This window comes from Candidatus Enterococcus myersii (assembly GCF_017316025.1).
Classification (GTDB): domain Bacteria; phylum Bacillota; class Bacilli; order Lactobacillales; family Enterococcaceae; genus Enterococcus_C; species Enterococcus_C montenegrensis.
The window spans coordinates 41,534-54,226 of sequence record NZ_JAFLVT010000017.1; the positions used below are offsets into that span (position 1 = coordinate 41,534).

The following is a 12,693-nucleotide window of genomic DNA, read 5'->3' on the forward strand; positions in this document are numbered from 1 at the left end:
AAGGAGCAAGACTATGGAATCTTCCAAACAAGCAGTAAAAGTGAGCAATAATTATTGGATTAAAGTTGTCGCCTTGTTTTTTGTTGGCTGGATTTTAATGTATGCCACCCGAACGATTTTCAATCCAATTATGGGAATTATTGGTGAAAATTTTGGTTTAAGTAATACCCAATTAGGGTTAGCCAATTCTATTTTCTTTTTGACCTATGCGATTGCACAAGTACCATTTGGGGTTATTGGCGATAAAATTGGTCGTAAATTAGTGATTACGATTGGTTTTCTAATTATGGGTGTCATGACGTATTTTAGTGGTCTAGCAACAACCTTTGTCATGTTTTTAATTATTCGGGCAATGGCCGGTATTGGTCAAGGTGCGTATTATGGTCCACAATATGCTCTATCAACAGAATCTATTCCTAAAAGTAAACTAACATTAGGGACGGCTATTATTAACAGTGGGATGGCCTTTGGGACTTCAGGTGGCTACTTACTTTCCAGTAAATTGGTGTTGGAAAATGGGGAACATTGGAGTAAACCTTTCTTCATTATGGCGGTACCGACGATTATTGTTGCCATTTTATTTTACACATTATTAAAAGAAAAGGTTATTCGCCCAGAAGATGAAGCAAAAAAAGTGGCAGTAAATCCTACTGAAAATAAAGTTTCTTTTAAATCAATTATTTCCAACAAAAACTTACTGGCTGCATTCATTTTATGTTTCACTAGCATTTATGCCAATTTTGTTATTATTACTTGGTTGCCATCTTTTCTAATTGCTGAACGCGGTTTTGCTGGCACGAGCGTAGGTTTTATTTCTTCATTAGTACCGTGGGCGTCAATTCCTGGAGCGTTGATTTTTGCACGTATTGCCGATAAATCTGGCAGTACCAAAAAATTAGTGTATTTACTAGTGCCATTAGCCATTCTATCAGTCTTTTCAATTGCGTTTGTAACCAATCGTACACTACTAATTGCGGTGTTAATTTTATACGGTTTGACTGGGAAACTGGCTCTTGATCCAATCGTTGTAGCTTACGTGACAAAAAACGCACCAAAAGGTTCCTTGTCGACTACTTTAAGTGCGTATAACTTTATTGGAATGTCTGGGTCCATTTTAGCACCTTATATTACCGGCTTTTTAGCAGACACCGTTGGTTCTATGAAAATCGGTTTTTATCTTGCTTGTGTTTTACAAGTGATTGGTTTACTCGTTTTTGCGGTTTTAGCAAAAGATACAAAGGAAGAAGCATAGTTTTTAATAGCTGTGGTCGGAGCTAAAATAAGACGATTTTGATTTATAAAAACAATTTCAACTACCACAGCTATTATTTTAATCGCAGCGCTATCGTCTTATGATTGCGGGGAAAAACTAAAGATGGCGGGCGATCATTACAGTTATAGAGGTGAGGAAAATGACAAAAAAATTCTCCATGATCACCCAAATATTGATTGCTGTCGTTTTAGGTTTGGCATTTGGTTTGTTTATACCAGAATGGGCCCACTACTTAAAAATTATTGGCGATATCTTCTTAAAGTTGATGCAGATGGCAATACCAGTTTTGGTTTTAGGTCAAATTATTCAAGCAGTTGGCAGCATTAAGCCAAAAGAGTTAACGAGTTTAGGTATTCGCACGGTTGTAGTTTTTGGTGTATCATCACTATTGGCAGCTAGCTGGGGTATTTTCATTGCAGTTTTGTTTAACCCCGGCTATGGTGTGGATATGACCGCCTCTTTAGGTCAAGGGATTAAAGAGCAGGAAATTTCTTTAAGCCAAACAATCAGTGACTTTTTCTCGAAAAATATTTTTGCTTCGTTGGCAGAAGGTTCTATTATTCAAATTATCGTATTTGCTTTATTTTTTGGCTTAGCTCTCAGTAAATTTATGCAAAAAAAACCAACATCATCCTTATTCCAGATTATTGTAGATTTTAATGAAGTCATTATTAACATTATTTATTATGTGATGATTTTTGCTCCAATCGGGATTTTTTCCCTAATTGCTTCTACTATTAGTGAGTTGGGGATTAAGATTATATTGCCGCTAATGAAGTATTTGTTAGTCTATGGTTTAAGTACATTCCTGTTTTTAGGTTTATGGATAATCGTAATCGCCCTTTATGGCAAGTTAAATCCATGGCGGCTGGTTTTGAATATGAAAAATATGTCGGTGATGGCGCTTGCGACGACGTCTTCAGCGATTACACTACCAATTGCGATGGATGAATCCCGGCATAAATTAGGGTTAAGCAATCGTATTACCAATTTAGTTTTACCTTTGGGGATGTCATTAAACAGTAATGGTTCGGCAATGCACATGGCGATTACGGTTATGACAATTGCCCAAATGTATCAAATGGATTTTTCGATTGAGAAAATGTTTTATCTGGCGATAACAGCAACGTTTGTTTCCTTAGCAAATGCTGTGGTACCAGGAGCAGGCCTTGTTTCGCTGGCGATTATTGTACCTCAAATGGGTCTACCTATTGAAAGTATTGCAATATTTGCTGGGGTAGAATGGTTTGTGGGAATGCTTCGGACGATTTTAAATGTAAATTCAGATGTTTATTCAGCGATTGTAGTAGCAAAGTCTGTCAATGAAATTGACTATGGCATTTTCAATCAAACAAAAAGTTAGTCTAGGAGGTGGGAGAAAATTTTTGTCCCACCTCTTTTTTTTGAATAAACGGCGTTTAAGGTATAACTTTGTTAGCAATAGTCGACTGAGGAGCTGGAATCATATCTACTTGATCTTGAAGCTGAACACTTCTATCAAGCCTTTTTTTATTATGAGGACAAATAGGTTGTATTTACCTTTTTACGCCACTGGTTTTTTAATGTTCTTGTGATACTATAGAAAAATATGTAAAGAAGCTTTTTTTACTATTTTTTGAAGGGAAGAAAAGAAATGTCTGTTTTCTTTTATACGGATCGTGGCAACAAACAAAATGAAGACTTTGTCTACGGCAATGATACATTTGGTTTTATTTTAGATGGTGCCAGTGGACTAGGAGATAATTATTTACCTGGTATGAGTGATGCACAGGTTTTTAGCCATTTTATCGGCGGTCAACTGATAACACTTTTGGCGAATGAAAAAATGGCAACAAGTCGTGCTTTGATGCAGGCTGTTACCAGCTTTGCACAAAATTACCGCAAAGAATTAGGAAAGTTAACCCCTGATTTGTGGCCGAGTGCCACATTTAGTTGTTATCGTAAAATTGGCACGGAAATGGAGTTTAGTTGGTTGGGAGATTCACCAATCACTGCATTTTTAAACCAACAAATGCGTACTTTCTATGATCGGACCGTTCCGCAAAATGATCAACGAATTGTTTCAACTTTTCATCAACTATTAAAAAAAGGCGAAACAATTGAGGCTGCAAAAGCGGCAGTGACAAAAGATTTGGTAAAAAATCGACAAACAAAAAATACACCAAACGGATATGCGATTTTAGACCCGTCCCCAATTGGCATTGCGCGCTTATCACAAAAAAGTGTACCAGCTGACCAATTGGAAAAAATAGTCATTACCAGTGATGGCTTTTATCGGTTAGTGGATACCTTTAATGAATGTACACCGCATCAGTTAGGTCACTTTCAAGATTATGGAACTTTGGTAGCCGCATGTGATCACCTTCGTAAGTTAGAAGGTGAAGATGCAAAATTGCTAACCTATCCGCGTTTTAAACAAAGTGACGATGCCAGTGTTCTTGTTTGGCAAAAATAAAAAGATGGACCACATCTCAGCTTCATGGCTGTAAACGTGGTCTATCTTTTTATTTTCATGAGATTATTTGCTTGGATTTTCACTAGGCATTGTTGACAATCTTTTGAATTTGATCGTCTAAGCTGCGAATAACATGGGCAGCATTGTTTTTAAAGTCTTCACTAAAGCTGTTACCTGCTGGCGTGACAGTACCGACTTCTTTGTTCATAATATCGTAGATAACCAGACTTTCATCTTCTTTTTGCCAGTTCACTTTCCAATAAGGTCCTTCAAGTGCACCGTTTAAAATATCTTGTGCATTGTCTAAAACGGCTTGCAAAATAATTTTTTCTTCAGTCGTTGCGATACCTCGATTTTTGTCGTCGGCTAATTTTTCAGTTACTTCAATCATGTTAGTGGGAACAAGTAGTGACATGGTAATTCCTCCTTTTTTTCTATTATAACTTTTATTTGAAAATGGGGGTAAAGATTACCTTTTCATCATTTTCAAGGTTTTTGTTTCACAAAAATGAAGAGAAGGTCTACACTTTAATTAGTGAATAAGTAAAAGTCAATTAATTAGTGAAAGGATGAAAAAAATGAACAATCACAGTGCATGTACGACGATTTTGGTAGGAAAAAAGGCTTCAATTGATGGTTCTACTATGATTGCCCGCAACGAAGATGGAGAAGCGCCATTAAATCCTAAGAATTTTATTGTAGTAAAACCAGAAGAACAAGTGCAAAATTACAAAGCTGTTATTAGTGGTGTTGAAATAAAATTACCTGACAATCCCTTGCGTTATACTGCTACGCCGGATGTTTCACCTAAAATCGGTATTTGGGGAGAATCTGGTATTAATAGCGCGAATGTTGCCATGTCAGCAACTGAAACAATTACAAGCAACTCTCGGATTTTAGGAGTTGATCCTTATGTGACAGGCGGTATTGGGGAAGAAGATATGCTGACTATCGTCTTGCCATATATTAAAAGTGCCCAAGCAGGCGTTAAACGCTTAGGCGCATTGTTAGAAGAATTCGGCACGTATGAACCAAATGGTATTGCCTTTTCTGATCAGGATGAAATTTGGTGGTTTGAAACAATCGGTGGACATCACTGGGCTGCTGTTAAAATTCCAGATGATGCTTATGTGGTGGCACCTAATCGGATGAATATTACTGACTTTGATTTTGATTCACCCGATACATTGTGTTCGAAAGATTTAAAAGAATTGATTCACAACTATCATTTAAATCCTGATTATACTGGCTATAATTTACGGCACATCTTTGGTAGTGCAACGGTAAAAGATAACCAATACAACAATCCGCGGGCTTGGTATGTGCAACGCTTCTTCACGCCAGAGATAGAACAATCACCCTTTGATCAAAATCTGCCATTTATTTGTAAAGCCAATCGTTTAATAAGTGTGGAAGATATCAAATGGGCGTTAAGTTCTCATTATGAAGAAACAGTCTATGATTGTTATGGCGACGGTACGAAAGCACAAAAAAGCCAGTTGCGTCCCATCGGCATTAACCGCAATCAAGAAGTACACATTTTGCAATTGCGTAATGACGTACCAAAAGAAATTGCAGGTATTCATTGGTTGGCTTTTGGTCCGAATACCTTTAACACTGTTGTGCCATTTTATGCAAATGTAGAAGATACACCAGCTTTTTATAAAGAAGTAAAAGAAGATTTTAGTTTGGATAATATGTATTGGTTAAGTGGCGTGATCGCCGTTTTAGGGGATACAAATTATAATTTATATTCAGATGTACGAGATGATTATGTACAAGATAGTGTTGCCGCTTTTCGTCATATCCAACACAAGGCAGATCAAAATGCAGTCAACAAAGCAGATAGCTCAAATTATTTAGCTTCAGTGAATGAAGAGTATGCCAAAGTAGCCAAAGAGTTGACAACAAAACTGCTTGGGCAAATGGTAATGCTTGGTGCACCACAAATGAAGTTGCGTTTTAACTTAGGGGATTAATGGGAATACGTTGTAAAAGCCAATTAAGCAAAAAGGAGCTGGGACCACTTATAGTCCCAGCTCCTTTTTACAATAAAAATTGATCTCAAAGCAGCTTATCGCAAAAGAAGTTGCTTTGAGATTAATCACTTTGTTAAAGGCTATAAAATTTGAAAGTCATGTCACTATTTTATTTCCTTACGCAATTTGTGCAAGGGTTCCTAAATTTTTTTATGAATAGAACTTGTGGCGTTATGCTAAATTTGGGAATCATAGGAGGTTATAGCGATTTAATTTAAATGCGTTAATGCTTTTTTGGGTACCGCTTTTTCAGCGACTTCTTCCCACTGAGTCACGCCTTCTTTTTTGGTATTGTACGTAACTTTTAAGTATGCATTTTTCCGCAAAGGGCGTTCTTTGTTGGCACGAAAGGTTAATTCTTTACTTTTGCCATTTTCATCGTAACCGGTTAATTGATATTCGTAGTCTAAATATTCTTGGCCGCTGTCATCTTTTAAGGTCACTTGTTTACCATCTGTTGTCACTTGAACATAATAGGTATCGCCACCCATCTCTGTTGTTTCAATAAATTTAAATAATCCAAAGGCCGCGACGATAACAACCACTAAGCCGATTAATAGTTTTTTCATGTATTCCACCATCCTGTTTACTTTATAACACTATCTTAAACGGATTTTAAAAAAGGTACCATAGCTTTTTATTGCGAAAGACTTACATTTTTGCAATAAGCCGATTTTCATAAGTAAAAAAATAGCCTTCTAAAAGGCTAAGGTGATCTGTTACAAGAAAATGCGTCATGCCATTTTCTTATGTAATACGGCTAAAGGAGCTAAAAAAATAGCTTGGCGGAAACTATGGGGAATAGTTTTCCGCCTATTGGGAAATTAAGGTTATTGGGGAATATCCTTGTTTCTACTACTCATTTTAAACTGTTTTGACTAAATTGCATTATAATTATTCTAAATAGGAAAATCAAGAGGTTCTACAATGTTATTTTCTTCATTATAAAAGGCGACAATATCCTCTTTTTTAGGTAATTTTCGTTTTACTTCATTTTTTTTTGAATTAGAGAATTTTTTGATAAGAAAAAATTTGAAAAAATAGATAAAAACGCCTGCTGTACAATTGTTTTGAAAATAATTGTACAGCAGGCATTTTGCTTGGATTTTTTTGATTAACCTTTTACAGAACCAGAAGTAATCCCTTCTACATAATATTTTTGCATGAAGATAAATAAAATCGTAATTGGAATTGCAATCAGTACACAACCGGCTGTAAAAGACATAAATAAAGAGTTTGCAGTTGTTTTGTTCATCATTGAGAATAAGCCGATCGCAACGGTGTAGTTTTTAACATCGTCGCCCATGATGATCTTGGCAAAGATAAAGTCCATCCACGGAGCCATAAAGGCCATTAAAGCAGTGTAGACAATAATTGGCTTGGAAAGGGGAAGCGTAATTTTAGTAAAAATTTGCCATTTGTTGGCACCATCAATCATGGCAGATTCATCCAAGGCCATTGGAATGGTATCAAAGAATCCCTTCGCAATATAAAAACCTAAGGCAGCACCTGAAGAGTAGATCAAAATTAAAGCGAGCAAACTTTGAGTTAAATCCATTGCTTTTAAAATATAGTAGACCGCAATCATACTCATAAAGCCAGGAAACATATTTAAAACTAAGGCCACTTTTAAAAATGGTTTCCGTAGTTTAAAACGCAATCGCGATAAGGCATAAGCCATGGCAATTGTAATGAAGGTTGAAAGCAGACAGCTAATAACTGCAACAAAAAGTGTGTTTAAAAACCAACGGACAAAAGGATAGTTGCCTGAAGCATCACTTAAAAGGGTAGCATAATTTCCCATTGTAAATTCTTTGGGGATGATATAAGGAACAAATGCGCCCCCTTCTGAACGAAAGCTCGTAAGAACAATCCAGAAAATAGGAAAGAGCCAAAAGACTGCCATAATCGTTAAAATGGCGTAGATTAACGTGCGGGTTGCTCTTTGTTTTTTATGATAACTTTTGCTTTTTGATTGTACCGCCATTTTTTACGCCTCCTTAAATGAATTTGTACGCGTGTAGGCCATTAAACTAAAGACTGCTGATAAGATGAAGATCAAAATACCGATAACAGAGGCTAAATTATAGTCCATCGTATTGACAGTCAAGTTATAAAGCCAAGTAACTAAAAGGTCAGTGGAACCAGCGCCGTAAAAGTCAGAGTTGGTTGGACCACCTTGCGTTAATAGATAGATAACGTTGAAGTTATTGATATTGCCGATAAATTGTTGGATTAAAGCTGGTGTCATGACAAATAGGATTTGTGGGAAAGTGATGTTACGGAAAATTTGGAATTTATTCGCCCCATCAATTTCAGCAGCTTCAATTTGATCAGTTGGCAAGTTTTGGATAATCCCAGTTGAAATTAACATCGTGACTGGAATCCCGATCCACATATTGACAACAATAACGGTAATTTTTGCTAAAATTGGATCTGTTAAAAAAGGAATCGAGCTAGAAATCCAACCTAAATTTTGTAAGATGGCATTAATTGGTCCCGCATCATTTAGTAAATTACGCATGACAAGTAAAGAGACAAATTGCGGCACAGCCATTGTAATAACAAAAAGTGTTCGCCACATTTTTTTGTATTTAATGCCTTTTGCGTTAATTAATAAGGCTAAGATAATACCAAAAAAGAAATTGGTTACAGTTGCAAAGATGGCCCAAATTAAGGTCCAGCCTAAGACGGGGAAGAAGGTTCCGGCCATATCACCGCTAATGACATTACCAAAATTTTGTAATCCAACCCAAGTAAATAAGCTTTTTGGTGGTAAGTGATTATGATCGTAGTTCGTAAAGGCGATGGAAATCATGTATAAAAGCGGTAAAACGGTAAAGAACAAGACACCGATTAATGGGACAGACATTAACGTAACATGGAAACGTTCGTTTAATAAGCTGCGTAAGTCTTGAGTAGTTGAAGGAATTTTATCGCCAGATAGTTTTAATTCAAAAAGGTGACGTGCACTTTTTAAGTTGATAACATATAAAATAATTAATAAAACACAGACTAAAATAGCCGCAATCCCAAATAGTAAAATCAACATGGAATTATCGCCTTTTTGTAAAAGTTCAATTCCTAAATCTTCGTTATAAACCAAACCTTGTTTTTTTGTGCCTAAGGTTTGAAGCATCGCTAAGGCGTGAGCACCATTGGTTACAAGCCAATAAATAAAGCCAATTTCACTGGCTAAAAACAAAAGACCTTTTGGAATTTGTTTGTTTGCCAGGTTAGCAGCACCCATAATGAAAAAAGATAATTTAGTGGGCAAATCACCTTTTTTAAAAAGCTCTCTAAAGGTGATGTGGGTTTCATAGTTTTTCTTTTTGAACATGTGGTCTTCACCTAACTTTCGTTTTTCCTGCTTGTATTTAAAAGAGGAATTTTGAACAAGGAGAATTGAACAAAACTCCCAGTTGTGTTTGAAAGCTAGCTGCATTGCCAAGCTTTCTTAACTAAAAAGGCCGAGCGAAAAAATCTGCAGGGATTTTTTGATCGGCCTTAAATTTTACACTTGCGTCAAACTAATAACGATTTATTCTGCTGACTTAGATGTATCAGCAACAAATTTATCCAATTTTGCTTGGTAGTCACTAGCGGCGATTTTGCCTTTGTAAGTGTCGTTAATCAAAGCGTCCATTGGTGGCCAGAATGAAACCATTTCTGGTAATTTGGGCATTACAACAGAATGTTCTGGGTCAGCCATTTCCATAACTGCTTTTGCGACAGCATCTTCTTTAACTTTGCTATCTTCTTGTAATTCTTTGTTAGCAGGAATTACACCGTTTACTTCGAATTCTTTTTGTTGTGTTTCTTTACCACTTAGGTAGTTTGCTAATGCCATGGCTGCTAGTGGTGCTTTTGTTTGTTGGTTAACACCGTAAACTTTAACACCTAAAAAAGCTTTCATTTGTTTTGGACCATTGCCAAAATCAATGGTAGGGTAAGCTGCAACAGCCATGTTATCACCCAATGCTTTTTTCACATCATTTTTAGACCATGGACCAGAAAGGAAAGCATCTGTTTTACCAGATTGTAAGTTTGATAAGGCAGATGCGTTGGCTTGAACGACACCGGCATTATCTTTTTGTTTGGCGATCCAGTCAAGAACTTGTACACCTTGTTCATCATTGAAGTTTGTTCCTTTTAAGTCTTCACCATTTTCACCATATAAAACATTGCCGTTACTCATGAATAATGGACCAAAGATGTAGTTAGCACCTGCTTCAGCAAAGTTTGTCCCGATTTTACCTTTTTGGGTTAACGTTGCCCAAGTTTTTACATCATCTGCAGATAATTTTGCTTTGTTATAGTAAAGAACTTGTGATTCAACACCATAAGGGTAGCCGTAAATTTTATCTTTCCAAGTAACACCGTTAACAGCTGCTTCGGTATTATTTTCTTTAATTTCTTCTGCTTGTTTTTTACCAACGGGATACAAAAGACCAGCTTCTGCCATTTGACCAATTTGATCGTGGGGCATCATGAAAACATCAGCAGCTTTTTCTGGGTCTTTTGAAACATCTGCTTTAGCGTCAGCAGATTGACCGGCTTTAATGGTTACTTTTACATCGGGATATTCTTTTTGGAAATCAGCAACAGCTTCTTTAATAGCTGGAATATGTTCAGTATCAATCCATACTTTTAAATCACCTTTTACTTCTTCAGATTTTGCGGATGAGTTATCTGCGCTGTCATCTTTTGAATCACTTGAACCACAAGCTGCTAATGTCATAGCAGATAAACTTAAAACTACGCCACCCATCAATAACTTTTTCCAATTTGATTTCATTTCTTGTTCCTCCCAAAAATTATTTAAATGATTTCGCTTACAAAATGTATTATGCAACCGATTGCGGAAATAGTCAAGCAATTTATTTGAAATATTTTTTTCACTTTTTTAAAACACGTGATACAAATTGAAAGTTCCATAAAAGTTTTACGTATATAACGAAAACAATTAACGATATAGACTAATTTTGCGAACGAAAATAAGAATCGGTCATTTTAGTAACACTTGCAAAGAAGCAAAAAAATATAAATGCAATCGTTTGCGGTAATTTCATTGAAATTCAAATTTTAATATGTCATAATGAAGCCGAAATGAACTTTTTCTCATGAAAAATATCGTGAGTAATCAAAAAAGAAGGGTGCGATTTGATGAATACAGCAGCAATTAATCACCGTCCAGATAGCGAGTTTGCCTATTTATATCAAAAAGATCTCATGCACATTCGCTTAAAAACAGCCAAAAATGATGTGAAAAAAGTAGAACTTCTTCATGGGGATACCTATACTTTAGAAGCAGAAAAGTGGTATCAAAAACCATTAGTAATGGAAAAATATTTAACGACTGAATTGCATGATTATTGGGTGGTAGCAACGAGTGAACCATATAAGCGCATGGCTTATGGCTTTAAAGTTGTCGGTTTAGATGATAGTGAAATTTTTTATGGCGATCATGGCTGTTTTCCAGCTGAAAAAGAATACCTAAAGATGCCGAATAACTATTTTAGAATGCCGTATTTTCATGAAGTTGATCGCTTTAAAGCACCAGCGTGGGTAAAAAATACAGTATGGTATCAAATTTTTCCAGAGCGATTTGCCAACGGGGATAAAAGTAATGATCCCAAAGGGACGCTGCCGTGGGGCTCAAAAGATCCTGATCGTCAAGATTTCTTTGGTGGCGACTTACAAGGCGTTTTAGATCACTTAGACCATTTCACCGAACTTGGGATTAACGGTCTCTATTTTTGTCCGATTTTTAAAGCCCATTCCAATCACAAATACGATACGATCGATTACTTTGAAATTGATCCAGACTTTGGCGATAAAAAATTATTTAAAAAATTAGTAGCGGAATGTCATAAACGGGGCATCAAAATAATGTTAGATGCAGTCTTTAATCATATGGGGGATACTTCACCACAATGGCAAGATGTTTTGCAAAATGGTGCCGCTTCAAAATATGCTGATTGGTTTCACATTAATGAATTTCCAGCTAGCTATAAAGAAGGAAAAGATTTTGAAGATGCCTATGATATTACCTATGATGTTTTTGCTTTTACTCCTCATATGCCAAAATTAAATACAGCAAATCCAGAAGTAAAAAAATATCTTTTGGAGATTGCAGCGTATTGGATTAAAGAATTTGATATTGATGCTTGGCGTTTGGATGTCGCCAATGAAGTCGATCACACTTTTTGGCGGGAATTTCGGCAAGTGTGTGATGCAGCCAAAGATGATTTCTATATTTTAGGTGAAATTTGGCACTCTTCTCAAAGTTGGCTTAATGGTGATGAATTTACCGCTGTAATGAACTACGCATATACAGATGCTATTTCCGGTGCTTTTGTTAAAAAAGACATCACGTTAGAAAAAATGGTATCGGAAATTAATCGGCAATTAATGCTTTATCGCCAACAAACCAACCAAGTGCAATTTAATGTCTTAGATTCCCACGATACACCGCGAATTTTAACGGAGGCAAAAAACGATAAAGACTTAATGAAACAAGTAGAGGCTTTTACTTATTTACAACCCGGAGTACCGTGTATTTATTACGGCGATGAATTTGCCATGACAGGAGAAATGGATCCAGATTGTCGTAAATGTATGGTTTGGCAAGAAGAAGATCAGGACTTGGATATGTTTGCCTTTTTCAAAAAACTGGTCAAATTTCGCCGTGACTTTGCAAAAATACTATCAGAAGGTCAAATGATTTGGGAAAATGTTGATCTAGCTAAACAGCAAATTGTACTTCAACGCAAATTAGCTGATAAAAAAATTATCGGCTATTTCAATTTGGGTGAAAATGCGAACTCTCTAACTATTAAAGGGGAAATTATTTTGGCTAATGGCTTTACTGCCGATCTGAAATTAGCTCCTAAAGGTTTTGTCATTACAAAAGAGGATTAGAA

10 protein-coding genes are annotated in these 12,693 nt (G+C 36.2%); 5 read left to right on the forward strand and 5 right to left on the reverse strand.

Going from position 1 to position 12,693, the window contains the following annotated elements; translation table 11 throughout:
- Nucleotides 1–13: 13 nt before the first annotated feature.
- From JZO76_RS11300 to JZO76_RS11310, 3 genes are all read left to right on the forward strand, one after another.
- Entirely contained in the window at nucleotides 14–1,252 is a 1,239-nt protein-coding gene (locus JZO76_RS11300; protein WP_206904462.1) for an MFS transporter, read from the forward strand.
- A gap of 160 nt (nucleotides 1,253–1,412) precedes the next feature.
- Entirely contained in the window at nucleotides 1,413–2,636 is a 1,224-nt protein-coding gene (locus JZO76_RS11305; protein WP_206904464.1) for a dicarboxylate/amino acid:cation symporter, read from the forward strand.
- 252 nt (nucleotides 2,637–2,888) lie between these two features.
- Nucleotides 2,889–3,728 (forward strand): hypothetical protein, encoded by an 840-nt coding sequence (locus JZO76_RS11310; RefSeq protein WP_242595871.1) that lies wholly within the window; start codon nucleotides 2,889–2,891, stop codon nucleotides 3,726–3,728.
- An 82-nt stretch (nucleotides 3,729–3,810) separates the two neighbouring features.
- Here JZO76_RS11310 and JZO76_RS11315 read toward each other — a convergent pair whose 3' ends face one another.
- Nucleotides 3,811–4,143 (reverse strand): hypothetical protein, encoded by a 333-nt coding sequence (locus JZO76_RS11315; RefSeq protein ID WP_206904466.1) that lies wholly within the window; start codon nucleotides 4,141–4,143, stop codon nucleotides 3,811–3,813.
- Between the two features lie 163 nt (nucleotides 4,144–4,306).
- On the opposite strand from JZO76_RS11315, the gene JZO76_RS11320 reads away from it, so the two are divergent.
- Nucleotides 4,307–5,707 carry a C69 family dipeptidase gene (locus tag JZO76_RS11320; protein ID WP_206904475.1) on the forward strand — a complete coding sequence of 467 codons (1,401 nt, stop codon included), beginning with the start codon at nucleotides 4,307–4,309 and terminating at the stop codon, nucleotides 5,705–5,707.
- 269 nt (nucleotides 5,708–5,976) lie between these two features.
- Here the strand turns inward: JZO76_RS11320 and JZO76_RS11325 are convergent, their stop codons facing one another.
- The 4 genes from JZO76_RS11325 to JZO76_RS11340 form a co-directional block, all read right to left on the reverse strand.
- Entirely contained in the window at nucleotides 5,977–6,336 is a 360-nt protein-coding gene (locus JZO76_RS11325; protein WP_206904478.1) for a YxeA family protein, read from the reverse strand.
- Nucleotides 6,337–6,881: 545 nt separating this feature from the next.
- On the reverse strand, nucleotides 6,882–7,754 hold the full coding sequence (locus tag JZO76_RS11330; RefSeq protein ID WP_206904480.1) for a sugar ABC transporter permease: 873 nt from the start codon (nucleotides 7,752–7,754) through the stop codon (nucleotides 6,882–6,884).
- A 3-nt stretch (nucleotides 7,755–7,757) separates the two neighbouring features.
- The gene (locus JZO76_RS11335; protein ID WP_206904482.1) at nucleotides 7,758–9,107 is read right to left on the reverse strand and encodes a carbohydrate ABC transporter permease; all 1,350 of its coding nucleotides are present in this window, start codon (nucleotides 9,105–9,107) and stop codon (nucleotides 7,758–7,760) included.
- Between the two features lie 201 nt (nucleotides 9,108–9,308).
- Entirely contained in the window at nucleotides 9,309–10,565 is a 1,257-nt protein-coding gene (locus tag JZO76_RS11340; protein ID WP_206904483.1) for an extracellular solute-binding protein, read from the reverse strand.
- Between the two features lie 368 nt (nucleotides 10,566–10,933).
- Here JZO76_RS11340 and JZO76_RS11345 point away from each other — a divergent pair, with 368 nt between their 5' ends.
- Nucleotides 10,934–12,691: a glycoside hydrolase family 13 protein gene (locus JZO76_RS11345; RefSeq protein ID WP_206904485.1), complete on the forward strand. Its 1,758-nt coding sequence runs from the start codon at nucleotides 10,934–10,936 to the stop codon at nucleotides 12,689–12,691.
- Nucleotides 12,692–12,693: the final 2 nt, after the last annotated feature.